Here is a 25,140-nt window from a genome sequence, read left to right as displayed (position 1 = left end):
AGCAAGCCCCTCATGCCGGGGCCGGGTGGTCAGGCTCCCCTTTGAGCCGCTTTCGCTGGCGCAAGTCTCAATGGGCCGCCAGCGGCTGGCAGCCGGCGGCTTCGGGCCGGGGGCGAATGATCAGCAGGGCGGCCGTGGCAATCACCAACGGTACCACCAGCGCGCTGTAATAGCCTGCGGGGCCGCCGTGTTCGAGAAACCAGCCGCCGCTCGCAGAGCCGATGATGGCTCCCACACGCCCCAGCGCAATGGCCCAGCCGGTGGCAGTTGCGCGCAATGCGGTGGGATACGCCTGGGCAACCATGTAGTTCAACACGATTTGCTGACCGCCAATACCCAGGCCTGCGCAACCGGCGAGGGTGAATACCAGTGCCCAGTGGTTGCCACTGTTAGCCAGGCCCAGGCACAGGGCAATGCCAAATCCGAACAGGATCAGCAGCAACAGTCGGGTATTGATTTTCGGCAGGATGATCGAGAGCGGGATCGCGCAAACCACAAACACCGTATTGACCGCCACCGTGCCCATGGGCGCCTGCTCTGCCGGCAGGCCGGTGGCTTTGAGCACGGTAGGCAGCCAGGACAGAAGCATGAACCATGCAATCCAGTTGAACAGGTACACCGTCCATATCCCGAGAGTGTTGCGGGCCAGCCCGGTGCGGAACAAAGAGCTCACCCCGGTTTTAACCTCCAGTTCCGGAACACTGTAGGTACTGTCCGGGTCAATCCGGGTTTTTGTGATGCCTGTGAGGATTTTTCCGATCTGGTTGCGGCTGACAACGCTTTGGCGCCTGGTTAAAAAATACAAGGATTCGGGGAGGGCGAAGATCAGTACCGCCAGCAGTAACAGCGGCACGATGCCACCCACTGCAAAGATGCCTTGCCAGCCAATGGACGGCAGCATCCAGGCGGCCAGCAAACCGCCCAGAATGGCCCCGGCAGGCAACCCCAGCAATACCGTAGTCATGATCGTGCCACGCTGTCTGGCGCTGCCGTACTCGGCTGCCAGCGATAGCACCACGGGGGTCGCGCCGCCCATGCCGATGCCTGCAATGAAGCGCAAGACCAGGATCTGTTCCGTCGTTCGGGCAAAGGCGGTCGCCAGGGATGCAATGGCAAACAGTGCGACTGCAGTGATGATGATCGGCCGGCGCCCGAGCTTGTCGGCCATTAACCCCAGAGCCATTGCTCCGAGCACCATGCCGACAATCCCGGCGGTCAGGATCGGTGCCAGCGCACCAGCCCCCAGCCCGAACGCCTGAATGATTGAAGGGCCGGTGAAGGCAATCGCCTGGGTATCGAAACCGTCGAGAATCGCCACGAAAAAACACAGGGCAAAAACCCGCCATTGAAAGGCGCTGATGGGTCTGCTGTCGATCAGTTCGGGAATGGAATAGTGCGTGCTCATGGCGGCTCCGGCAGTTCCAGGATTTTTATAGTTATGGGCAGGCACAGCCTGCCGGGGCAGAGGCTAAATGCCGCTGCCGTGGGCGTCTAATATCATTTGGGTGGCGTGCAATACCTCAAAGGTATGGCTGGCGCAGGGGCGGTAAAGACCGGCCATGCAGACCGGTGCTCCGATCCGCTGGCGGTGAGGGGCAGTGAGGCCGCAGGCGACCCCATGCAGTTGGACTGGGGTGTTATTGAAGCAACGGCACGCCGCTGAGTTCCTGCAAGGCTTCGAAGCTGATATCCGCCAGAATTTCACGTACCAGCAGGCCTTGGGCGGTGACGTCCAGAATCGCCAGATCGGTATAGATCCGGCTGACGCAGCCGATGCCCGTCAGCGGGTAGGTACACTGCGGCACCAGTTTGCTTTCGCCGGTCTTGGTCAGGTGATCCATCATTACGAATACCTGGCGCGCGCCGGTGGCCAGGTCCATCGCGCCGCCCACCGCAGGGATCGAACCCTCGGCGCCCGTGTGCCAGTTGGCCAGATCGCCTTTGACCGAGACCTGAAAAGCACCCAGTACGGCAATGTCGATGTGGCCGCCGCGCATCATCGAAAACGAATCGGCGTGATGGAAATAGGCGCCACCGGCGAGCAATGTCACATGCTGCTTGCCGGCGTTGATCAGGTCATCATCTTCTTCCCCCGGGGCCGGGCTCGGGCCCATGCCCAGCACGCCGTTCTCGCTGTGCAGGAACACTTCCTTGTCACCCAGGTAGTTCGCCACCAGGGTCGGTACGCCGATGCCCAGGTTTACATAAGCACCCTCGAGAATATCCTCGGCCACGCGCTGGGCCATTTCATTGCGCGAAAGTTTTTTCATGACGGTCATGGTGGGCCTCAGTTGACGTTGGCAATCGGGGAGCGGGCGGATGGCACCTGGACCACACGCTGGACAAAGATCCCCGGGGTGATGATGTGCTCGGGGTCCAGTTCACCCAGCTCGACGATCCGGTTGACCTGGGCGATGGCCGTGGTCGCCGCCATGGCCATGATCGGTCCGAAGTTACGCGCGGCTTTGCGGTAGGTCAGGTTGCCCCAGCGGTCGCCCTGTTCGGCCTTGATCAGCGCGACATCGGCGTGCAGTGGCATTTCCAGCACATAGTTGCGGCCCTCGATGACCCGGGTTTCCTTGCCTTCGGCCAACAACGTGCCGTACCCGGTCGGGGAATAGAACGCACCGATTCCTGAGCCCGCCGCACGGATGCGTTCGGCCAGGTTGCCCTGGGGTACCACCTCCAGCTGCACTTTCCCGGCCCGGTACAGCTCGTCAAACACATAGGAGTCGGACTGGCGCGGGAACGAGCAAATCACCTTGGCGACCCGTCCGGCCTTGAGCAGTGCGGCCAGGCCGATTTCACCGTTGCCGGCGTTGTTACTGATGATGGTCAGGTCGCGAGCGCCCGAGGCAATGACCCCGTCCACCAGTTCCGACGGCATGCCGGCAGTGCCGAAGCCACCCACCATGATGATCGAGCCATCGGCAATTCCATCCAGTGCGGCAGCGATGGATTCGAAGGTTTTGTTGATCAAGGCGTGCTCCTGTTTTTAGTTTGAGTGAACAGATCAATCTGCATGGCCGACCACTGGGGCACGGTCCGACAGAGCATGTGCCTAGGGTGCCAAACATTCAGCCCGAGAGGGCGGTGCTGCATGCGATGTCGTGCGATTAACGAACGCTAGGTGACATTTTGCCCGCCCCGCAGCGCCATTTCGAAGCGCGGGCTCTGGTGTTATGTCCTTATAAATCAAGGTCTTGGAGCATCATGGCAACGCTGCGCCGGGCCCTGCGAGGCAAGACGCCGATGGCCGGCGTGCCACTTTGCACAAAGCGGATAGCGGTCTGCAGGTAACGGATATTGCCCGGCGCGCAGGTCGTGGACACTGCCAATACCCCATAACAACAACGGAGGCTCAGGCCATGTCCATAGGCGTCGAGTATCTCAATTCCTTGCTTGAAGAAAACCGTGATGAAGGCCGCTTCCGCTGCAAGCGAGAGATGTTCACCGACCCTCGCTTGTTCGACCTTGAAATGAAGCACATTTTTGAAGGCAACTGGCTGTACCTGGCCCATGAAAGCCAGATCCCGCAGAACAACGACTACATCACCCTGCAGATGGGTCGTCAGCCGGTCTTTATCGCGCGCAACAAAGACGGGGTGCTCAATGCCTTCCTCAATGCCTGCAGCCACCGCGGGGCGATGCTGTGCCGGCACAAGCGCGGCAACAAGTCGTCCTATACCTGCCCGTTCCACGGCTGGACGTTCAACAACTCCGGCAAGCTGCTCAAGGTCAAGGACCCGGGCAACGCAGGCTATCCCGCCAGCTTCAACTGCGAGGGCTCCCACGACCTGACCAAAGTCGCCCGCTTTGAGTCATACCGGGGTTTTCTGTTCGGCAGCCTGAATGCCGATGTGGTGCCCCTGGCCGAACACCTGGGGGAGTCGGCAAAGATCATCGACATGATCGTCGATCAGTCCCCCGATGGCCTGGAAGTCCTGCGCGGCTCCTCCAGCTACATCTACGAAGGCAACTGGAAACTGACCGCCGAAAACGGTGCCGACGGTTACCACGTCAGTTCGGTGCACTGGAACTATGCCGCCACCCAGAACCAGCGCAAAGAGCGCCAGAGCGGTGATGCCAACCCCACCATGAGTGCCGGTGGCTGGGCCAAAAGTGGTGGCGGCTTCTACTCGTTCGACAAGGGCCACATGCTGCTCTGGACGCGCTGGGCGAACCCCGAGGACCGGCCGTTATATGAGCGCCGTGATCAGTTGGTCAGTGATTTCGGACAGGCCCGCGCCGACTGGATGATCGGCAACTCGCGCAATCTGTGCCTGTACCCCAATGTCTATCTGATGGACCAGTTCAGCTCGCAGATCCGCATTGCCCGGCCGATTTCGGTCAACCAGACCGAGATCACCATCTACTGCATTGCCCCGGTGGGCGAGAGTGCAGAAGCCCGGGCCCTGCGCATTCGTCAGTACGAAGACTTCTTCAACGTCAGCGGTATGGCCACCCCCGATGATCTGGAGGAATTCCGTTCCTGCCAGATCGGTTACCAAGGCAGTGCCACCGCCTGGAACGATATGTCCCGTGGCGCCGAACACTGGGTCGAAGGGCCGGACGAGGCGGCGCTGGAAATTGATTTGCAGCCGTTGCTCAGCGGCGTGCGCACAGAAGACGAAGGGTTGTTTGTGGAACAGCACAAGTACTGGCAAGACACCATGTTGCAGGCCGTGGCCGCTGAACAGGCAGGCAAGATCCCTGCGCGGGAGGTCCAATGAGCCTGTCATACGACACCGTGCGCGATTTCCTGTATCGCGAAGCCCGGCATCTGGACGATAAACAGTGGGACCAGTGGCTGGAACTCTACGCCGCCGATGCGACGTTCTGGATGCCGTCCTGGGATGACGATGACGAGCTGACCGAGGACCCGCAAAGCGAAATATCGCTGATCTGGTACGGCAGCAGGGAAGGTCTGGAAGACCGCATTTTCCGGATCAAGACCGAGCGTTCCAGTGCCAGCATCCCGGACACCCGCACCTCCCATAACTTGAGCAATATCGAGATTGTCGAGCGCAGCGCGGACCAGTGCGTGGTGCGTTTCAACTGGCACACCCTGAGCTTTCGCTACAAGACCGTCGACAGTTATTTCGGAACCAGCTTCTACACCCTCGACACCCGCGGTGAACAGCCGCTGATCAAGGCCAAGAAAGTGGTGCTGAAAAACGACTATGTGCGCCAGGTCATCGATATCTACCACCTGTAAACCGGGCTGCATTCCAGCGCCCGCCAAGCGTGCGGGGGGAGTGCAGTCATGCGAGGTATGCCATGAGCCACAAGATTGCCCTGAATTTCGAAGACGGCGTGACCCGTTTTATCGACGCGAGCGCCAGCGAAACCGTGGCTGACGCAGCGTACCGCCAGGGGATAAACATTCCCCTGGACTGCCGTGACGGTGCCTGCGGTACCTGCAAATGCTTCGCCGAATCCGGTGAATATGACCTGGGTGAGGAATACATCGACGATGCCCTGACCGCCGCCGAGGCCGCTGAAGGTTTTGTCCTGACCTGCCAGATGCGCGCCAGGGGTGACTGCGTGGTGCACATCCCGACGTCATCGGATGTATGCAAAACCCGCCAGTCCTCCTATGAAGGCGCCATCGAGGAAGTGCGGCGCCTGTCAGACAGCACCCTGTCGTTGTCGATTCAGGGGGCCGGGCTGGCTGACCTGACATTCTTGCCGGGGCAGTACGTAAACCTGCAGGTGCCGGGCAGTGATCAGACCCGTGCCTACTCTTTCAGCTCGGTGCAGAAAGACGGGCGTGTCAGCTTCCTGATTCGCAATGTCCCCGGCGGCCTGATGAGCCATTTTCTCACCGAGCTGGCCAGGGTCGGCGACCACATGAGCCTGGCCGGCCCCCTGGGCAGCTTTTACCTGCGCCCGATCAAGCGACCCTTGCTGTTGCTGGCCGGCGGTACCGGTCTGGCGCCGTTTACCGCCATGCTCGAGACCATCGCGCAAAAGGGCAGTGAGCATCCACTGCACCTGATCTATGGCGTGACCAACGATTTCGATCTGGTGGAAATCGACCGCTTGCAAGCCCTGGCAGCGAGCATTCCCAACTTCACCTTCAGTGCCTGCGTGGCCAACCCGCAGAGCGCATGGCCGCAAAAGGGCTATGTCACCCAGCACATTGCCCCGGAGCATCTGAATGGCGGTGATGTGGATATTTATCTGTGCGGACCGCCGCCGATGGTTGAAGCCGTGAGCCAGTACATCCGCGAGCAGGGCATTTCCCCCGCCAACTTCTACTACGAAAAATTCGCCGCCAGCGCTGCTTGAACACGCGGCTACGACAACGGGTCTGGAGATCATCATGAGCATGAGATTCAAGGATAAAGTCGCGCTGGTCACCGGCGCGGCGCAAGGCATAGGCCGCGCGGTGGTGGAACGCTTGCTGCTGGAAGGGGCCAGGGTCGTTGCGGTTGACCGCAGCGAGCTGGTGCATGAACTGGCACCCCAAGCCCTGACGCTGACCGCAGACCTGGAGCGCTATGAAGATTGCCAGCAGGTGATGGCCCGGGCCGTCGAGCACTTCGGCAGGCTGGATATTCTGGTCAATAACGTAGGCGGCACTATCTGGGCCAAACCCTTCGAATATTATCTGCACGCGGAGATCGAGGCGGAGGTGCGGCGCTCGCTGTTTCCGACCCTTTGGTGCTGTCACAGCGCGCTGCCGCATATGCTGGAACAAGGCAGCGGTGTGATCGTCAATGTGTCCTCGATCGCCACCCGCGGGGTCAACCGTGTGCCCTATGGCGCAGCCAAGGGCGGGGTGAATGCACTGACCGCCTGCCTGGCCTTTGAAACCGCCGGGCGCGGTGTGCGGGTCAATGCCACCGCCCCCGGTGGCACAGATGCACCGCCGCGCCGGATTCCGCGCAACAGTGCTGCCGCCACCGAGCAAGAGCAACAGTGGTACTCGCAGATCGTCGAGCAGACCAAGGACAGTAGCTTGATGAAACGCTACGGTTCGATCGACGAACAGGTGGGGGCCATCCTGTTCCTGGCGTCCGATGACGCGTCCTATATCACCGGCGTTACCTTGCCCGTGGGCGGTGGCGACCTGGGCTGAGCCCGATACACAGCGGTACCCGAAACACAGGCGCCCAATAACAACAAGAGAATAAAAGCCATGGGAACTCTGGATGTTCATGCAATTGTCGACAATGCCCGGTTTGGCCGATTCCACTGGATGGTCATGTTGTGGTGCGCTCTGCTGCTGATTTTTGATGGTTATGACCTGTTCATCTACGGCGTGGTACTGCCGGTGATCATGCAGGAGTGGGGGCTGACGCCACTGCAGGCCGGGGCGCTGGGCAGTTATGCCTTGTTCGGCATGATGTTCGGCGCACTGGTGTTCGGCAGTCTGGCGGATCGCATCGGGCGCAAGAAAGGCATCGCGATCTGCTTTGTCCTGTTCAGTGTCGCGACCATCATCAATGGCTTTGCCAGTACGCCCACCGAGTTTGCAGTCTGGCGCTTTATAGCCGGCCTTGGCTGCGGTGGCTTGATGCCGAATGTGGTTGCGCTGATGAATGAATATGCACCCAAACGCATGCGCAGCACCCTGGTGGCCGTGATGTTCAGCGGCTACTCCCTGGGCGGCCTGATTTGTGCCGGCGCCGGAATTTACATGTTGCCCGCCTTTGGCTGGCAGTCGATGTTTTTGCTGGCGACGTTACCGTTGCTGTTGCTGCCGCTGATTCTTTATTACATGCCCGAATCCATTGGTTTTCTGGTGCGCCAAGGGCGTGATGAACAAGCCCGGGCACTGTTGCAGCGCCTGCAGCCAGGCCTTGTGATTGCAGCGGGTGACCGGCTGCTGGTTGATGACCGCAAGCAGGCAGCGGCGTCGGTGCTGGAGCTTTTTCGCGAAGGCCGGGCGGTGCGGACAGTGGCGATCTGGGTGGCATTTTTCTGTTGTCTGCTGATGGTCTATGCGCTCAGTTCCTGGCTACCGAAGTTGATGGCCAGCGCCGGTTACAGCCTGGGCTCGAGCCTGTCGTTTCTGGTGGCACTGAACCTGGGGGGCATGCTGGGTGCCATCAGTGGCGGCTGGCTTGGTGATCGGCTGAACCTGACGAAAGTCATGGTCGTCTACTTCCTGATCGCCGCTGCGGCCATCAGTCTGCTGGGCTTCAACAGCCCGACGCCGCTGCTGTACCTGCTGATCGGTGTGGCGGGCGCTACCACCATCGGCACGCAAATCCTGTTGTACGCCGGTGCCGCCCAGCTCTATGGCCTGTCCATCCGCTCCACTGGCCTGGGCTGGGCCTCGGGCATCGGCCGTAACGGTGCGATTGTCGGGCCGGTGCTGGGCGGGCTGTTAATGGGCCTGGGCCTGCCGCTGCACCTGAACTTTGTCGCCTTTGCCATCCCCGGCGTGGTGGCTGCGCTGGCCATGGCGGTCTTTGCTGTCAGCGCCAGACGGCGCACGTGTGCCCCTGCGTTGCCGGCCCGGGCAATATAAATCAATAAAAGAGGTAGTCAGAATGACCGTGAAAATTTCCCAGACCCCCGAGCTCCAGGCCTTTTTCAAGGAGGTCAGCGGTGGGGGCAACGACCAGGGCAGTCCGCGGGCCAAACAGTTGCTGCTGCGCCTGGTGAACGAGGTAGCGCGGATCGTCGAAGACCTGGAAGTGACGGATGACGAGTTCTGGGCGGCGGTGGATTATCTCAATCGCCTGGGTGCCCGTAGCGAGGCCGGGCTGCTGGTCGCCGGTCTTGGTGTCGAGCATTTTCTCGATCTATTGCAAGACGCCAAAGACGCCAGTGCCGGATACGTCGGCGGAACCCCGCGCACCATCGAAGGACCGCTGTACGTGGCCGGGGCGCCGATCAGTCAGGGCGAGGCGAGGCTCGACGATGGCAGCGAAGATGGGGTGGCGACGGTACTGTTTCTCGAGGGTGTGGTGCGCGATACCGACGGTAATCCTGTCCCGGGGGCGATTGTCGATCTCTGGCATGCCAACACCCGGGGTACCTATTCGTACTTCGACTCCAGCCAGTCGGAGTACAACCTGCGCCGACGCATCGTCACCGATGCCCAGGGCCGCTATCGCGCGCGCTCCATTGTGCCGTCCGGCTACGGCTGCAACCCGGCCGGCCCGACCCAGGAGTGTCTGGACCTGCTCGGACGCCACGGCCAGCGCCCGGCGCATATCCACTACTTCATCTCGGCTGCGGGCTACCGGCACCTGACCACCCAGATCAATCTGTCAGGGGACAAGTACCTGTGGGATGACTTTGCTTTCGCCACCCGCGACGGCCTGGTCGGCCAGGTGGTGTTTGTCGACGACCAGGCAGCTGCCCGCAACCGGGGAGTGGATGGCCGTCATGCAGAGCTTGAGTTCGACTTCCAGTTGCAGCCGGCCGCCAGTCCGTGCGGCGAGCAGCGCAGCCAGCGTCCGCGGGTGTTGCAGGACAGCTGAGACCAAGCCGAATGCTTATCCCGGGCCGGGTGAGGGTGCGCCGGCACTCAAATCCCGGCGACCATGAGGTAGCTATGCCAACTCTGTTTCGCGACCTGTCATTGTCGGCAGTGATTGCCGGGTTTATCGCAACATTGATTTCCTACGCGGGCCCGCTGGTTATCATTTTCCATGCTGCTGAGCAGGCGCATCTGTCAGCCGTTGAGTTGTCGTCGTGGGTCTGGGCGATTTCCATCGGCTCGGCAGTGCTCGGTGCTTTCCTGTCCCTCAAGTACAAAGTTCCGGTGGTGGTGGCCTGGTCGATTCCAGGCTCGGCGCTGCTGGTGACGGCGTTGCCCCAGATCGGCCTGAATCAGGCCGTGGGTGCCTACCTGGTGGCGAACCTGTTGCTGTGGGTAATAGGTTACAGCGCTGTGTTCGATAAATTGCTGGCCCATCTGCCGGGGTCGATTGCTGCCGGGATGCAGGCCGGCATTCTGTTCAGCTTCGGTATTCAAACCTTTCGCTCGGCACCTGAGGCGCCGCTGTTGATCGGCGCGATGTTTCTGACCTATATCGGTTTTCGCAAGCTGTGGCCCCGCTATGCAGTGGCGGCTGTGCTGGTGGTGGGGGCGGGCATTGCCCTGATCAGTGGCGAGTTTCGGGGCGAGGCCCTGGTGTTCGCGTGGGCGACGCCGCAATGGATAGTGCCCGAGTTCAGCCTGTCTGCCACTTTGAGTCTGGCGTTACCCATGCTGCTGGTGGCCCTGACTGGGCAGTTCATGCCCGGTATAGCCGTCCTGCGCGGCGCCGGCTATACCACGCCGGCAAGCCCGTTGATCACTGCCAGTGCCCTGGTCGGTGCATTACTGGCCCCTTTCGGCTGTCACGGGCTCAACCTTGCCGCAGTGACTGCCAGCCTGTGCACCGGACGCGAAGCCCATGAGAATCCCCGCAAGCGCTACGTCGCAGCGCTGTCGGGCAGTTTGTTGTACCTGTTACTGGGCATGGCAGGGGCAACAGTGGTATCGGTATTTGCAGCCTTTCCCCAGGCTTTGATTGCGGGCCTGGCCGGCCTGGCGTTGTATGGCGCGATCAATGATGCTCTGGTACGCAGCGTGTCAGATGCCAAGGACCGTGATGCCGGCCTGTTCACCTTTCTGGTGACCGCATCGGGGGTTTCTTTTCTGGGTTTGTCAGCCCCTTTCTGGGGCTTGCTGCTGGGGTTGACGGTGCATGTGGTGATGCTCAAACGGCGGCCGGTCAGTGTGTGCGCAACATCCACCGAGGGTTAGCCTGGGTGCTTGTACAGCCCGGCAGGCTGTTCGAATACCTTTGAGGTATCGTGCCGAACCTTATTTGTATTGGTATTAAGGCGGATCCTGGTCGAGAATCCCGAGGCCTGCTTGTAATTGTCACATTTGTACTGCGCCTGATTGATAAAAATAATATAAGAGTGACCGCCATGAATATGCCCCTGCTAAGCGAACGCAGTGAGGTGTTCAAGAACGCCGACCCCCATGCGGTATCCGGCTATGTGAATCAGCATGTCGGCAGCCATTGTATTCACCTGCCGCGCAAAGCCACTGCCCAGGCGCACTTGAATCACCGCAAGTTTGCCAGCCTGGACCTGTGCCGGATCAGCTATGGCTCCAGCGTGCGTGTGGTATCCGATGCGCTGGAGGACATCTTCCATCTGCAAGTTCTGCTGCGCGGTGACTGCCTGTGGCGTGGCCCTAACGGGGTACACCATCTGGTGCCGGGGGAGCTGTTGCTGATCAACCCCGATGATCCGGTAGACCTGACGTATTCCCATGACTGCGAAAAATTCATCCTGAAAGTGCCGAGCAGGCTACTGGAGCAGATCTGCCAGGAGCAGCGCTGGCTTTACCCGGGCGAAGGCATCCGTTTTCTGCAACAGCGCTATGCACTGGATCAACTGCAAGCCTTTGTCCCTTTGCTGGCCACCATCTGCACTGAAGCCGAGGACGGTGCTGCGCTGGCCCGGGTTCAGGAGCATTACGCCCATATAGTTGCCAGCAAGATGTTGACCCTGATGCGCAATAACGTGCGGCGCGAACACCTGGCCTGTTCCAGCAGCACCTTCGAGCGACTGGTGAATTACATCACTTGCAACCTGCAGCAAGACATCAGTGTCCAGAGCCTGGCCGATCAGGCGCAACTGAGCGTGCGCTCGTTGTACGCCCTGTTCGAGAAGCACATGTGCACCACGCCGCAACGTTTTATCCGTGAGCAGAAACTGCTACGGATCCAGGCGTGCCTGGCCGATCCCAGCTGCAACGTGCGCAGCGTCACCGAGCTGGCCCTGGATTATGGTTTTGTCCACCTGGGGCGATTTGCCGAACAGTATCGCCGGCAGTTCGCCGAGTTGCCCTCCGACACCTTGAAGCGCCGGATGCAGGCAATGGCCCTGGCTTGATGGCGGGCCCGAGCGGCTCAACCCGGGGTGTCATCCAGCAGTTCGATCCAGTGCCGGACAGGGGTGCGCCCGGCGCCGTCGAGGTGGCTCTGGCAGCCGATGTTGGCGCTGACGATGAGCTGCGGCTGGCCGCTCTCCAGGGCGTTGAGCCGGTTGTCACGCAGCTGGCGCGACAGTTCGGGCTGGGTCAGCGAATAGGTACCCGCCGAGCCGCAACACATATGGCTGTCCGGGACCGGCGTAAGGTTGAAACCCAGGCCGGTCAGTAGCTGTTCGACCGCGCCGCCGAGTTTTTGTCCGTGCTGCAAGGTGCAGGGGCAATGGACGGCGATGGAGGTTGTAGCCTTGACCCCGAGTTGCTCCAGGGGCTCGTCACGCAGCACCTCCACCAGATCCCTGGCCAGGGCGCTGACCTGTGCGGCCCTGGCGGCATAGGCCGGATCGTGGCGCAGCAAATGCCCGTAATCCTTGATGAAGGCGCCGCAGCCGCTGGCCGTCTGGACTATGGCTTCGGCACCGTTTTCGATACCCGGCCACCAGGCGTCGATATTGCGTCGGGCACGATTGAGTCCCGCCTCTTGAGCATTCAAGTGATAGTCCACGGCACCGCAGCATCCGGCCTGGCTGATCGGCGTAACGCTGATGTGCAGGCGGTCCAGTACCCGGGCCGCAGCGGCATTGGTATTGGGGGCCAGGCTCGGCTGCACGCAGCCTTCGAGCATCAGCACCTGACGCCGGTGCCGGGTCGCGGGGCGCAACCCGGCCGGGCGCACGCTGCGCGGCAGCTTGGCCTGGAGCACCTCGGGTAACAGGGCCCGAAAGACTTCGCCGGTATTGATCACCGCTTTGAACAGCCCGGGGTTTGGCACCATTCCCAGCAGACTTTTGCGCAGCAGACGCTGGCCCAGGGGGCGCGGTACGGCCGCGTCGACCACCGCGCGGCCGATATCCAGCAGGTTGTGGTAATCCACTCCGGACGGGCAGGTGGTTTCGCAGTTGCGGCACGACAGACAGCGATCCAGGTGCAGCTGGGTCCTGGCCGTGGGCGCATGGCCTTCCAGCACTTGTTTGATCAGGTAGATGCGCCCGCGCGGGCCATCCAGCTCATCACCGAGCAATTGATAGGTGGGGCAGGTGGCGTTGCAGAAGCCGCAATGCACGCAGCTGCGCAGAATGCTTTCGGCCTCTGCTGCCCGTGGCAGCAGTGCGGCCTGCTCGCTGAGGAGGGTCTGCATGGTTCAAAACTCCGCGTACATTCGGCCCGGGTTGAAGACCCCTTGCGGGTCCAGTTGCGCCTTGAGCTGGCGGTGATAGCGCAGCAACGCGGCGGGCAATGGTTGAAAGGGGCTGTCGATCAGACCGTGGCTGTAACAGGTGGCATGGCCGCCGGCCTTTTGGGCAATAGCGCGAATGACCCCGGCATCGGCGTCGGACTTCAGCCACAGCTGGGCGCCGGCCCAATCGACCAGTTGTGCGCCGGGCAAATCAAGGGCGCCGCTGTTGTTGGGCACTGACAAGCGCCACAGCGGCGGGCCAACGTCGAAAAAGGCCAACTGCTGTTCATTCAGGTCGTTCCAGAAACCGGGGTCCAGCGCTTCGCCGCCGAGGCGTTCATGGGCAGCCGCCACCGATCCTTCGCCACCTTCCAGACGCAGGTGCAGGCGCTGCCCGTCATGGCAGGCGGCGCTGACAGGCAGGGGCTGCTGGCCCCATCGGGCAAGATTTTCCAGTGCCCGGGCGCGATCCATCTCCAGCGAAACACTGAAGCAGTGTCGGGGTTTTGGCAGCACTTTCAACGACACTTCGGTGATCAGCCCAAGGCAGCCGTAACTGCCCGTCAGCAAGCGCGACAGATCGTAACCGGCAACGTTCTTCATCACCTCGCCGCCGAAGCGCAGGTGTTTGCCCAGACCGGTGATCACCCGGGTGCCGAGGACGAAGTCACGCACCGAGCCGGACCAGGGCCGGCGCGGGCCAGACAGGCCGGTAGCGACCATGCCCCCGACTGTGGCTCCCGGACCGAAGGACGGCGGTTCACAGGGCAGCATCTGCCCGGCTGCGGCCAGGGTTGCGGACAACTCAGCCAGAGGGGTGCCGGCGCGGACGGTGATCACCAGCTCGGTGGGGTCGTAACTGACAATGCCGCGATGGCTGCGGGTATCGAGGACTTCACCGGCCACCGCACGCCCGAGAAACGCCTTGCTGTTGGAGCCCTGGATCAGCAATGGCGTGGCATTGGCCAGCGCCCGGTTGACCTGCTCCAGCAACGCCTGGCTGTCATCGACACTGTGTTCGGCATCCATCAAAAACGCTCCAGTTCAGGGAAGGGCAACTGGCCCATGTGCACATGCATGGCCCCGAACTCGGCGCAGCGCTGCAGGGTCGGGATATTTTTTCCGGGATTGAGCAGGCCCCGCGGGTCGAATGCGGCCTTGACCCCGTGGAACAGGGTTAGCTCATCGCTGTTGAACTGGGCACACATCTGATTGATTTTTTCACGGCCGACCCCGTGCTCGCCGGTGATGCTGCCGCCGACCTTGACGCACAGTTCAAGGATTTTGCCCCCCAGGGCCTCGGCCCGGTCCAGCTCGCCGGGCTGATTGGCATCGAACAGGATCAGCGGGTGCATATTGCCGTCGCCGGCGTGAAACACGTTGGCGACCCGCAGCCCGTACTCCCCGGCCAGGGTGGCGATCTCCTTGAGCACGGCGGGCAGTGCGCGGCGGGGAATGGTGCCGTCCATGCAGTAGTAGTCCGGGGATAACCGGCCCACTGCCGGAAACGCATTTTTGCGTCCGGCCCAGAAGCGCACCCGCTCGGCTTCGTCGCGGGCCAGACGCACCTCGGTGGCACCGGCCAGTAGCAGAACCCTGCGCACCCGCTCGCAATCGTCATGTACATCGGCTTCGACGCCGTCCAGCTCGCACAGCAGAATGGCCTGGGCGTCTACCGGATACCCGGCATGAATGAAATCTTCAGCGGCCCGGATCGCCAGGTTGTCCATCATCTCCAGGCCCGCGGGAATGATGCCCTCGGCAATGATCCGGGCCACTGCAAGCCCGGCTTTTTCCACGCAGTCGAAAGCTGCCAGCAGTACCTTGGCAACTTGCGGCCTGGGCAGCAGTTTGACCGTGACCTCAGTGATGATCCCGAGCATGCCTTCGGAGCCGGTGAATAGCGCCAGCAAGTCGAAACCGGGGGCGTCGAGGGCGTCAGAACCCAGGCTCAGGTGTTCCCCTTCGACGGTGAGAATCTCGACCCTGAGCAGGTTGTGTACGGTCAGTCCGTACTTCAGGCAATGCACGCCACCGGCGTTTTCGGCCACGTTGCCGCCGATGGAACAGGCGATCTGGGAAGACGGGTCCGGCGCGTAATACAAACCTGTAGCGGCGGCCGCCTGGGAGATTGCCAGGTTGCGCACCCCGGGCTGAACCCGGGCACTGCGGGCGGCGGGATCAATGTGCAGAATGCGGTTGAAGCGCGCCATCACCAGCAACACGCCTTTTTCCAGCGGTAATGCACCACCGGAAAGCCCGGTACCGGCGCCCCGTGCGACCACCGGCACCCGGCGCTGATGGCAGAGTTCGAGCAGGCCCTGTACCTGCTCAACGGTACGCGGCAGTGCCACCAGCATCGGCGTGGTGCGGTAGGCCGACAGACCGTCGCACTCGTAGGGCTTGAGATCTTCTTCCTGGTGCAGGAGATCCAGATCGGGCAAGCGTTGCTGCAGAGCCTGTAGCAGCGAATCTTTATCGACGGCGGGCAGATAACCGTCAACGCGTTCGTCGTAGAGAATATTCATCGGCGATCAAGGTCCCCTGGTTGTTTTTATTGGAGGCCTGTTCACGGGAACAGTTGCCTGCATCATTGGCTCCAGGTGGCCTGCTGTCCATGTGTTGCGCGTCGGATGCAGCGTTTTTTTAAAATTCCAATTTAATACTCATATTATTCAGTCGGTTGCTGATGTCGCCCGCAGGTCTCAAGGAACGCGCTCAGCAAGGGGGCGGTGGCGGATCTGGACGGCTCGCCGCCATGACCGCGAGGTCCTGCCGGTCACGCGACGCCCGCCAATGATCGCTGCACTGTTACAGGCACTCAGTCCGCGCTCGGTTTCGAATGGGCTGATGTCAGGGTATGACCTGCAAGAAAACACCCGCGTTACAGAATTGCCCTGTAGCAGGGGATGAAACGGGAACAATCTAAAGTGTGATGCTTATATAAGGCGGCGGGATATTAATTATAAAGGGCGGTGCAATCTCTCGAAGTTGAGAGTTTCACCTGTTTATGGGGATGGTTTTGTCGAAGGATTATTGTATTTAATAAAACCCCTGCGCAACTTTCAGTCAGGGCGACAAGTTGATGTAAAGGGCAGGGTATTGAAGACTGCAAGTTGCGATCGACCGCAACAACTGTCGATCGCAAAAAGGTTTATTTGTTGTTGCGCTGCCCCGGGTGCCTTTATGGCCGGGCAGTCCGGGCACTGACAGAGCAGGCCCGGTAGCGGTGGATCAGGAGCCGGCGCCGAGGAACGGCAGCAACAGGTACAGCTTGATCACGATGACGTTAATGATGTCGATGAAGAACGCCCCCACCATTGGCACCACCAGAAAGGCTATCTGCGAAGGACCGTAGCGCTGTGTCACCGCCTGCATGTTGGCGATGGCCGTCGGTGTGGCACCCAGGCCGAAGCCACAGTGGCCTGCCGCCAGAACTGCAGCATCGTAGTTACTGCCCATGACCCTGAAGGTCACGAAAATGGCGTACAGGGCCATGACCAGGGTCTGTGCCACCAGCAGGATGAAAATAGGCAATGCCAGGGCTGCCAGATCCCAAAGTTTGAGCGACATCAAGGCGATGGCCAGGAACAGCGACAGGCTGACGTTGCCCAGGACCGAGACTTCACGCTCGAACACTTGATACAGGCCCAGTGCAGAAAGGCCGTTGCGCAAGATCACGCCCACGAACAGGACGCAGACGAAGGTCGGCAGCTCGAAAGCCGTGCCCTGCAGCAGGCCGTTGAGGAGGTTGCCGCCCAGCAGGCTGACGGAGATCAGCGCCAGGGTTTCGATAAAGGAAAACGGCGTGATCGAACGCTCTTCGTTGGGTTGCTCGAAGCCTTTTGGCAGTTGCACTTCTTCGTGGGTAAGGCCGGGGGTCTTGACCCGTTTGATCAGCAGACGGGCGACGGGTCCGCCGATCAGGCCACCCAGCACCAGGCCAAAGGTTGCAGAGGCCATTGCCAGTTCCGAAGCGGAGGCCAGGCCGTATTGCTCGGTGAATGTCGCGCCCCATGCCGCCCCTGTACCGTGGCCGCCGGACAAGGTTACGGAGCCGGTCAGCAGGCCCATCAGGGGGTCGAGCCCCAAAGCCGTGGCCAGACCGATGCCCATGGCGTTCTGGACCACTAAAAGTCCGGTCACCACCAGCAGGAACACGCTTACCACGCGTCCGCCTTTTTTAAGACTGGCGAAGTCCGCATTCAGGCCGATCGTGGCGAAGAACGCCAACATCAAAGGCATCTGCAGTGAAGTATCAAACCGCACTTCAACGTCGAACAGGCGCAAAGTCAGGAGCAGCAAGGCAACGACCAGGCCCCCGGCAACGGGTTCAGGAATATTGTAGGTACGCAAAAATCCGACGCGGGAAACAAGCCCGCGTCCCAGCAACAGCACCAAAGAGGCAGCCACCAGCGTTCCATAAAAATCAAGCTGAAACATCGAGGCATTCCTATTATTAGTTCAGAAGCAGACTGTCCCTTGCCAGCTTGCAGAGCGGACTGAGTGGCCTCAGCCCTGATTGATTCGAAGTACCGGCAGCCGTCACTGGCCTGCCAGTTAAATTGAAGCGCGGGATAGTAGAGGAGTCAGCGTAGTTCTGAGGCAACTTAAGTCAAACAAAATGTTTCTATGTTGCGAGTCGCGGATCGCTATGCCGGATCAATAATCCTGCGGCTGTTACCGAACTAACTATGGCGTTGGTTTACGGCCTGTTATCAGCTGGCCCGTTGGCTGTTTTCAGGCCCCCCGCCACAGGGGGCCTGAAACTTGTCAGTTGCAGCGGGCGAACGGGCAGGATCAGTGCGCCGGCACCTGATTGCGGCGCTTGAAGCGACGTCGTAGCGAGACCGCGATAAAAATCACCACCAGGGTCAAACCGCCCAGAAATATCGTATTGAACCAGGGGAAGGGTTCAGTGCGGCTGGTGGTGGACTCAATGGCCGTGATATTCGGGAACACCGAGAGGATCTTGATCCTCCATCCGTAATAGCGAATAAGTGCCAGCTGCTCGGCATCACGGGAGTAACCCTGGGCCTTGGCCTGGATGTCCGCAGAGTCGAACTTGAAATACCAGGGGAACGACCAGCCAGTGTCCTCGTTGCGATAGACCATGACATTCTTGGTATCAGGGTTTTCGGTATTGATGAAATACACATCCCGGGTCGGACCGTCAGCCGGGTTCTCAGCGTTGATGACGCCATTGTGATCGACCCGCTTGACTTCAACCCCGGTGACCATCACCACGTCGTGTTGCGGTAGAAAGTAGAACAGTCCCAGCGCCACTGCGCCCACGGCGAGCAGGGCCAGGCCCAGAATGATGCTCTTGAGCCACTTCATGCGATAACCCTGTACATAGTGTTGATTCCTGATTGCTGTTGATTGACCGTAGAGCGCCATAAACCTTGCTGATGCCGCCAAAGGCAGTGATCGATCCTGCAGGAATGCCGGGCAAGCCCTGATTTGCGCGGAACCTTATCGCAGTCTGGGCCAGGGACTACAAGTTCCGCAGATGCCTCTTACATAATTTGTATCAGTTTAGACCGTCAAGCCCGGTTCGGGGTGCTACCGGCGCCACGCCAGCAATACCACGCCGGTGGTGATCAGGCTGATACCCGCCCATTGCCGCAGGTCGAGCTTTTCGCCCAGCAGGGTCATGCCCAGTACCGCCACAATCACCACACTGAGTTTGTCCACGGGCGCGACCAGGGACGCCTGGCCCAGTTGCAGGGCGCGGTAATAGCAAAGCCAGGAGGCGCCTGTGGCCAGGCCGGACAACACCAAAAACACATAGCTGCGGGTCGAGATTGAGCCCAGTGACTGATACTGGCCGGTGGCATAGACGATCAAGCCCAGGCTCACCAGGACCACGATGGTGCGGATAAACGTGGCGAAGTCGGAATTGATCCCGGTGATGCCGATTTTTCCAAAAATGGCGGTCATGGCGGCGAACACCGCCGAGAGCAATGCCCAGAAGGTCCAGGATGAAAAGAAAGACGAGCCCATAGGGTCAGCCTGTGTGATGAATTGAGGTGGGGTGAGCATACGCCAGCTTTCAGTGCCCCGGGACAACGCCAGCAGAGGTTCACGGGCAGCGGCTGACATGTCTGCCGCGGCCAGCCGAGAGGCTTCCCTGCGCGGTAGTGGACAGGATCGTGATCACCTATGGGGTATGGCGCCTTGGTTGGCACCGGACACAAGGTACGAGATGAAACCTGGCGCAGACTGAGGAACAGCCCTGCAGGAGCGAGCTGGCTCCTGCAGTCCGGAGGAGGGGGCTTATCCTGCCTTCAGGCTATTACCGATCTGCCACACATACAGCGGCTCGGTACCGTTGATTGTCCAGTCGCCGACAATCCGCGCCTTGTAAATCCAGGGGTTGTGCGAGGCCGCGGTGCGGGCGTTGCGCCAGTGACGGTCCAGTGACTTGCTGACGCTGACACCCGAAGCGCCCAGGGCGTTGAACAGGTCAGTGGCCGCTCGCAGAATCAGCTCCGAGACCACCACCTGGGCTTTTGCAGTTTCAATCTCGGCGTCGATATTGGCCTGGCGCTCGAGTGCCTGATCGTGGCCAAACCGCGCGACATAAGCCCGCTGCAGCGGCCCGGCGCAGCGCAGGGTCGCGGCTTCGGCGGCGTATACCTGGGCGGATATCTGTCCCACAACCTGCTGGATTTGCGCATCGCCGCGGGTGGTGTCGGCAGTGCCATGGCTGAACACCCGTTTGCGCTCGCGTATTTCTTGCGTCACATCGCGTTCTATCGCACGGCCGATGCCGGCGAGCACGGCCAGGAGTACCAGCTGGTAAAAGGCGGTCTGGTATTTGAAGCGGGTTTCGAAGGGGATCAGGTGCTCGGCAGGCAGCGGCACGTCCACATACACCGAGGTGCCGCTGCCGGTGGTGCGCTGGCCGAAACCGTCCCAGTCGTCGCTGTGGGTGACGCCGGGGTGGCGGGCATCTACCACCGCGATGACATCAGCGCCGTTGTCCGAGCGCCGGGCATACACATCAATCCAGTCGGCGAAGATACTGCCGGTGCTGTAGTACTTGGCGCCGTTAAGCACAAAGCCGGCTGCCTGCGGGCTGACTTTGGTGATGACTTCGCCTAGCTTGACCGAGCCCACTTCGGTCCAGCCATTACCCACCAGCTCGCCTGCCACGAAACGTGCGAACCAGGCATCCCGGGCCGGACCTGGCGGTGCATTGAGGCGATCTTCGACAAATGCAAAGTGGGCACGCAGTGCTTGAGGGATATTGGAGTCAGCTTCGGCCAGCTCGATCAGCAGCTCAAACAACTGGGGCACCGAAGCACCGGCCCCGCCGTGTTCGACCGGCACCCGCACCGCGCCAAAACCGGCCTGCTTGAGTAACAGGATGGATTCACGGGGCAGGTCACGGCCCTGTTCACGCACGACGTTGCCGGTGGCGATTTGCCGAAACAGCGGGCGGAAGCGATTGGCCAGGGTTTCGTAGTCGGTGCCCTGGGACAGAGGTGAGACGGTCATGGCAGTACTCCTGAAGAAAAAGATTCCTGCCTGGGGGATTGCATAGTCTGTGCCGTTTGCCCGGGCCTTTAAAAACGTCCCATGTGCACAGCGAACTGCCTGCCAGCCAACAGCGCTGCCACAACCTGTACCCAAATCGCACAGCCGCAACCCGTAGTTGCTGACGAGTCACGAGGCTGCGATCGGCAGCGAAGCTGTCGTTGATCCTGGCCCCAGGTTTATCAGCTCTATTGAGTGCCCAGGTTTTGCGACTGCTGCGCCGCCATGTGCCTCATCAGCGACTGCAAGACAGGTGTTGACGGCACGCCCTGTGCAATAGCGACTGCAATGATTTCCATTGTCGCAACGGCGTTGCAGCGCCGCAGTTTCAGGAGTAATTCGATGTCCCGCGAAATCCGTCTCAACGCTTTTGACATGAACTGTGTCGGCCACCAGTCCCCCGGCCTGTGGGCGCATCCCCGTGACCGTTCATGGCAGTACAAGGACCTCGAATACTGGACCGATCTGGCGAAAATCCTCGAGCGAGGCAAGTTCGACGGGCTGTTTATCGCCGATGTGCTGGGTATCTATGACGTCTACCGCGGCAACGGTGATGCTGCCATCCGCCAGGGCGCCCAGGTGCCGGTCAATGATCCGTTGCAGCTGATTCCACCGATGGCGCTGGTGACCGAGCACCTGGGGTTCGGCCTTACCGCTTCGCTGTCATTCGAGCACCCGTATCCCTTCGCCCGCCGCCTGTCGACCCTCGACCACCTGACCAAGGGCCGTGCCGGCTGGAACATAGTCACCTCCTATCTGGAAAGCGGCGCCAGGAACATCGGCCAGCAAGCACTGACCGAGCACGATGCGCGCTACGACTATGCCGAGGAGTACCTGCAAGTTTGCTACAAGCTGTGGGAAGGCAGCTGGGAGGAGGGGGCAATCTTGCGCGATCGCGAGCGGCGGGTATTCAGCGACCCGAGCAAGATTCATGAGATCCGCCATGTCGGCAAACACTTCCAGGTGCCGGGTATTCACCTGTGCGAACCCTCGCCCCAGCGCACGCCTCTGCTGTATCAGGCCGGCGCTTCCAGTCGTGGCCGCCAGTTTGCTGCCGAGCAGGCCGAATGCGTGTTTGTCGCCGCGCCGTCCAAGATCTTGCTGAAAAAAACTGTCAGCGATATCCGTAGGCGTGCTGCCGAGGCGGGCCGGGATCCGGCAAAAATCCTGATCTTCAACTTGCAAACGGTGATCCTCGGCGAAACCAATGCCCTGGCCAAAGCCAAGTTTGAAGAATACAAAAGCTATGTCAGCTACGAAGGCGCGATGGCCTTGATCTCGGGCTGGACCGGTATCGACTTCAGCCAGTTCAAGCCCGATCAGGCGCTTGAAAACGTGCCCACCAATGCGATCAAATCGGCGGTGGAAACCTTCTCCAGCGCTGATCCAGATACCCTCTGGACCCCCAATGCACTGGCCGACTGGGTGGGTATCGGCGGCTTTGGCCCGCTGTTCGTCGGCGGCCCTGAAACCGTAGCCGACCTGCTTGAAGAATGGGTCGAAGAGACCGGGGTCGACGGCTTCAATCTGGCCTATGCGGTGACCCACGAGACCTTTATTGACGCCGTGGAGTTGCTGGTTCCGGAGTTGCAAAAACGTGGCGTCTACAAAAAGGAATACACCAAGGGCACCTTGCGCGAGAAGCTGTTCGGCGAAGGCCCGCGCCTGGCGGACGGGCATCCGGGGGCGGCCTGGCGCAACCTCGGTGAATTGAACCGCGGCCGACAAAAAGAGCGCGCCTGAGTCGCAACGCTGGACACCGCAGGATCTGCAGAAGATCCTGCCGGTCGAACTGTAAAACCCCCAAAGCGAGTGAATACCATGAGCGAGCCACAAGCCGGACAGGCAACCCCTGCCATCCGCGAGGCCGATGTCTTGATTGTTGGCGGTGGCCTGAGCGGCACCCTGTTGGCCATGCAACTGCTGCGCTTGCCAGGTGCCCGGCGCATCGTGCTGGTGGAGCCCCGGCCCGAGCTGGGACGTGGCGAAGCCTACAGTGCAACGCAACCGGGGCACACCCTGAACGGCAATGCGGCGCGCATGAGCGTCGAGCCGGACGATCCCGATGACCTGACCCGCTGGCTTGAAGCGCACATCGCCGCTGGTGGCTGGCCGGAGTCCGATCAACAGCATGTAGCGGTGGCCGAGCTGTTCCCGCCACGGGGGCTGTTCGGGCTGTATGCCCAGCAGAAACTGGCGCAGGCACAGCAAATCGGAGCCGCGGCAGGTTCAACCCTGATCCACGTCCGTGATGCCGTGGTGGACCTGCAAACCCATGAACAGGGGGCCACAGTGACCCTTGGCGACGGTGGCCAATGGCAAGCCGCTGCAGCTGTGCTGGCCACCGGCATGTTCCCGGCCGCGCGTACCGCCCAGCGCCAGTCCAGCGGGCTCAATGCCGCTGCCCTGGACCCCTGGGATGTTGCAGCCTTGCGTGGTTTGCCGGTGGATGCGCGGGTACTGATCATCGGCTCCGGGCTGACCATGGTCGATGCCCTGGAGACCTTGCATCAGGCCGGGCATCGCGGTCCGATCCAGGTCTACTCGCGCCACGGGCTATTGCCCCAGGTTCGACGCCAGCCGCCGGTTTGGGAAGACTTTCTGACCCTGGCACCACAGCTGCGCAGCCCCCTGCAATTGTTCCGTGAACTGCGCCGCCAATGTCGTTTGGCACAGGCCCGGGGTATCGACTGGCAAGCACCGCTGGATACGGTACGGGTGCATATAGGCAGGCTCTGGAACCAGGCCAGCGATGCGCAACGGCGTCAGTTTGTACGCCATGTGCGGCCCTGGTGGGAAAGTCATCACCACCGTTCGCCACCCCAGGGCAATGCGTTACTGCAACGCCTGCTCAGTGAAGGCCGCCTGACGATTACCGCAGCCTCCCTGCAAGGGGTGGAGGCGGTGGGCGGTCGGCCACGGATTCGTCTGCGCTACCGGGGGCAGACCGAATCGGTATGGGTCGAAGGTGACGGGCTGATCAACTCCACCGGCATCGAGTACGACTGGCGCCGGGTGGATAAACCGCTGCCGGTACAGCTGTTGCGACGTGGGCTGGTGCAGCCCGGAAATCTGGGGTTGGGGATTGCTGCCGATGCTTCAGGTGCCGTGCTGGATGCGGCATCACAGCCTGCGCCACGGCTGTTTGCCATGGGCCCTCCATTGCGCGGAATGTGGTGGGAAAGCACTGCGGTGACCGACGTTGCCTTGCAGGCCAAGGCTCTGGCAGAGCGGTTGGCCAGGCAAGCTCGCCTGTAGGAGCGAGCTTGCTCGCGAGCTTCTCAAGAAGGCCGCGTTCATGCGGTCATCAATATAGGCTCGATAGAAAGCTCGCGAGCAAGCGCCTACAGGGTTTTATGTTGAAGGTTACAGAACCTGTGGGCGCCTGGTCATTCGGCCAGCGAGGGCTTCTGCCAGAGGTTGATCCCGCCTTCCTGGGCGAAGCGGTCGATCTCGGCCAGTTCCAGCTCGCTGAAGCTCAGGTTCTGCAACGCCGCGACGTTCTCGATGATTTGCTCCGGCCGGCTGGCACCTATCAGCGCCGAGGTCACCCGCGGATCGCGCAATGTCCAGGCCAGCGCCATCTGGGCCAGGCTTTGGCCGCGGCGTTTGGCGATCTCGTTCAGTGCACGCACATGGGCGATATTGGCGTCGGACAGATGCGAGGCTTGCAGCGAGCCACCCCCCGGACGATTGACCCGTGCATCGGCCGGAACCCCGTTGAGGTACTTGTCGGTCAGCAGCCCCTGAGCCAGCGGAGTAAAGGCAATCACGCCGGTGCCCAGCTCCTCGGTGGTGTCCAGCAGGTCCTTTTCAACCCAGCGATTAAGCAGGTTGTACGCCGGCTGGTGGATCAGCAACGGCACTTTCCACTCTTTGAGCAAGGCCGCCATTTCGCGGGTTTTTACCCCGGAATACGAGGAGATCCCGATGTACAGCGCCTTGCCCTGTTGCACTGCGGTGGCCAGGGCGCTGGCGGTTTCTTCCAGTGGCGTGTCGGGATCGAAGCGGTGCGAGTAGAAGATGTCGACATAGTCCAGCCCCAGGCGCTGCAGGCTCTGATCCAGGCTGGCCAGTACGTACTTGCGCGAACCGCCGCCCTGGCCGTACGGGCCGGGCCACATGTCCCAGCCGGCTTTACTGGAGATAATCAGCTCGTCACGGTAGTGCTTGAAGTCTTCGCGCAATAAACGGCCAAAGTTGATCTCGGCACTGCCGTAGGGCGGGCCGTAGTTGTTGGCCAGGTCAAAGTGGTTGATGCCCAGGTCGAAGGCAGTACGCAACAGCGCGCGCTGGGTGTCGATCGGCGTGCTGTCGCCAAAGTTGTGCCACAGGCCCAAAGACAGTGCTGGCAGCAGCAGCCCGCTGCGACCGGTACGGCGATAAGGGATGGATTGATAGCGGTTTTCGGCAGCGATATAAGTCATCGAATCCTCATGGGGCAGGTGTTTGGACA

General features: G+C 61.1%; 22 protein-coding genes. 10 read left to right on the top strand and 12 right to left on the bottom strand.

All coding sequences use genetic code 11. The features are described from left to right. Positions 1-67: 67 nt before the first annotated feature. The 4 genes from JQ845_RS21905 to JQ845_RS21890 all read right to left on the bottom strand — a co-directional run bounded on the left by JQ845_RS21905 (position 68) and on the right by JQ845_RS21890 (position 3,332). The gene (locus tag JQ845_RS21905; protein WP_010657215.1) at positions 68-1,405 is read right to left on the bottom strand and encodes an MFS transporter; all 1,338 of its coding nucleotides are present in this window, start codon (positions 1,403-1,405) and stop codon (positions 68-70) included. Between the two features lie 232 nt (positions 1,406-1,637). Further along, positions 1,638-2,279 carry a 3-oxoacid CoA-transferase subunit B gene (locus JQ845_RS21900; RefSeq protein ID WP_003446304.1) on the bottom strand — a complete coding sequence of 214 codons (642 nt, stop codon included), beginning with the start codon at positions 2,277-2,279 and terminating at the stop codon, positions 1,638-1,640. An 8-nt stretch (positions 2,280-2,287) separates the two neighbouring features. Further along, a complete protein-coding gene (locus JQ845_RS21895) occupies positions 2,288-2,980 on the bottom strand; it encodes a 3-oxoacid CoA-transferase subunit A (protein WP_003446305.1) in 693 nt (230 codons plus the stop codon). 208 nt (positions 2,981-3,188) lie between these two features. Further along, positions 3,189-3,332, bottom strand: coding sequence for a hypothetical protein (locus JQ845_RS21890; RefSeq protein ID WP_203009461.1), 144 nt, complete (start codon positions 3,330-3,332; stop codon positions 3,189-3,191). Positions 3,333-3,368: 36 nt separating this feature from the next. Between JQ845_RS21890 and benA the strand changes: the two genes are divergently transcribed. The 8 genes from benA (at position 3,369) to JQ845_RS21850 (ending at position 11,865) form a co-directional block, all read left to right on the top strand. Further along, complete coding sequence (gene benA, locus JQ845_RS21885; RefSeq protein ID WP_003446307.1) at positions 3,369-4,733, top strand: benzoate 1,2-dioxygenase large subunit; 1,365 nt, start codon at positions 3,369-3,371, stop codon at positions 4,731-4,733. Beyond that, a complete protein-coding gene (benB, locus tag JQ845_RS21880; RefSeq protein WP_003446308.1) occupies positions 4,730-5,218 on the top strand; it encodes a benzoate 1,2-dioxygenase small subunit in 489 nt (162 codons plus the stop codon). The genes benA and benB overlap by 4 nt, the downstream gene beginning before the upstream one ends. A gap of 62 nt (positions 5,219-5,280) precedes the next feature. Beyond that, entirely contained in the window at positions 5,281-6,294 is a 1,014-nt protein-coding gene (gene benC / locus JQ845_RS21875; protein ID WP_003446309.1) for a benzoate 1,2-dioxygenase electron transfer component BenC, read from the top strand. A 34-nt stretch (positions 6,295-6,328) separates the two neighbouring features. Beyond that, a complete protein-coding gene (locus JQ845_RS21870) occupies positions 6,329-7,087 on the top strand; it encodes a 1,6-dihydroxycyclohexa-2,4-diene-1-carboxylate dehydrogenase (protein WP_127197054.1) in 759 nt (252 codons plus the stop codon). A gap of 60 nt (positions 7,088-7,147) precedes the next feature. After that, positions 7,148-8,485, top strand: a complete 1,338-nt coding sequence (locus tag JQ845_RS21865) for an MFS transporter (RefSeq protein ID WP_010657217.1) — start codon at positions 7,148-7,150, stop codon at positions 8,483-8,485. A 22-nt stretch (positions 8,486-8,507) separates the two neighbouring features. Beyond that, positions 8,508-9,446: a catechol 1,2-dioxygenase gene (gene catA / locus JQ845_RS21860; RefSeq protein ID WP_203009460.1), complete on the top strand. Its 939-nt coding sequence runs from the start codon at positions 8,508-8,510 to the stop codon at positions 9,444-9,446. Between the two features lie 74 nt (positions 9,447-9,520). Next, positions 9,521-10,720, top strand: coding sequence for a benzoate/H(+) symporter BenE family transporter (locus JQ845_RS21855; protein ID WP_010657219.1), 1,200 nt, complete (start codon positions 9,521-9,523; stop codon positions 10,718-10,720). A 170-nt stretch (positions 10,721-10,890) separates the two neighbouring features. Further along, positions 10,891-11,865, top strand: coding sequence for an AraC family transcriptional regulator (locus JQ845_RS21850; RefSeq protein WP_003446329.1), 975 nt, complete (start codon positions 10,891-10,893; stop codon positions 11,863-11,865). Positions 11,866-11,882: 17 nt separating this feature from the next. On the opposite strand, the gene glcF is transcribed toward JQ845_RS21850, so the two are convergent. From glcF to JQ845_RS21815, 7 genes are all read right to left on the bottom strand, one after another. Then, a complete protein-coding gene (gene glcF / locus JQ845_RS21845; protein ID WP_003446330.1) occupies positions 11,883-13,100 on the bottom strand; it encodes a glycolate oxidase subunit GlcF in 1,218 nt (405 codons plus the stop codon). Positions 13,101-13,103: 3 nt separating this feature from the next. Then, a complete protein-coding gene (gene glcE, locus JQ845_RS21840) occupies positions 13,104-14,168 on the bottom strand; it encodes a glycolate oxidase subunit GlcE (RefSeq protein ID WP_203009459.1) in 1,065 nt (354 codons plus the stop codon). Then, positions 14,168-15,667: a glycolate oxidase subunit GlcD gene (gene glcD, locus JQ845_RS21835; RefSeq protein WP_202210537.1), complete on the bottom strand. Its 1,500-nt coding sequence runs from the start codon at positions 15,665-15,667 to the stop codon at positions 14,168-14,170. The genes glcE and glcD overlap by 1 nt, the downstream gene beginning before the upstream one ends. Positions 15,668-16,373: 706 nt before the next feature. Next, entirely contained in the window at positions 16,374-17,582 is a 1,209-nt protein-coding gene (gene gltS, locus JQ845_RS21830) for a sodium/glutamate symporter (RefSeq protein WP_010657222.1), read from the bottom strand. A gap of 357 nt (positions 17,583-17,939) precedes the next feature. Continuing rightward, positions 17,940-18,479 carry a DUF1523 family protein gene (locus JQ845_RS21825; protein WP_003446335.1) on the bottom strand — a complete coding sequence of 180 codons (540 nt, stop codon included), beginning with the start codon at positions 18,477-18,479 and terminating at the stop codon, positions 17,940-17,942. A 225-nt stretch (positions 18,480-18,704) separates the two neighbouring features. Beyond that, positions 18,705-19,145: an EamA family transporter gene (locus tag JQ845_RS21820; RefSeq protein WP_203009458.1), complete on the bottom strand. Its 441-nt coding sequence runs from the start codon at positions 19,143-19,145 to the stop codon at positions 18,705-18,707. Positions 19,146-19,418: 273 nt separating this feature from the next. Continuing rightward, the gene (locus tag JQ845_RS21815) at positions 19,419-20,645 is read right to left on the bottom strand and encodes an acyl-CoA dehydrogenase family protein (RefSeq protein WP_003446339.1); all 1,227 of its coding nucleotides are present in this window, start codon (positions 20,643-20,645) and stop codon (positions 19,419-19,421) included. Positions 20,646-21,026: 381 nt separating this feature from the next. Here JQ845_RS21815 and JQ845_RS21810 point away from each other — a divergent pair, with 381 nt between their 5' ends. Continuing rightward, the gene (locus JQ845_RS21810; protein WP_203009457.1) at positions 21,027-22,427 is read left to right on the top strand and encodes an LLM class flavin-dependent oxidoreductase; all 1,401 of its coding nucleotides are present in this window, start codon (positions 21,027-21,029) and stop codon (positions 22,425-22,427) included. Between the two features lie 78 nt (positions 22,428-22,505). Then, positions 22,506-23,942, top strand: coding sequence for an FAD/NAD(P)-binding protein (locus tag JQ845_RS21805; protein ID WP_203009456.1), 1,437 nt, complete (start codon positions 22,506-22,508; stop codon positions 23,940-23,942). 131 nt (positions 23,943-24,073) lie between these two features. Here the strand turns inward: JQ845_RS21805 and mgrA are convergent, their stop codons facing one another. Further along, positions 24,074-25,111: an L-glyceraldehyde 3-phosphate reductase gene (gene mgrA, locus JQ845_RS21800; protein WP_003446361.1), complete on the bottom strand. Its 1,038-nt coding sequence runs from the start codon at positions 25,109-25,111 to the stop codon at positions 24,074-24,076. Between the last annotated feature and the right edge of the window lie 29 nt (positions 25,112-25,140).

Origin of the sequence: Pseudomonas paraversuta (genome assembly GCF_904063065.1) — a bacterium.
Taxonomy (GTDB): Bacteria; Pseudomonadota; Gammaproteobacteria; order Pseudomonadales; family Pseudomonadaceae; genus Aquipseudomonas; species Aquipseudomonas paraversuta.
This window is presented reverse-complemented; position numbering and strand designations above follow the sequence as displayed.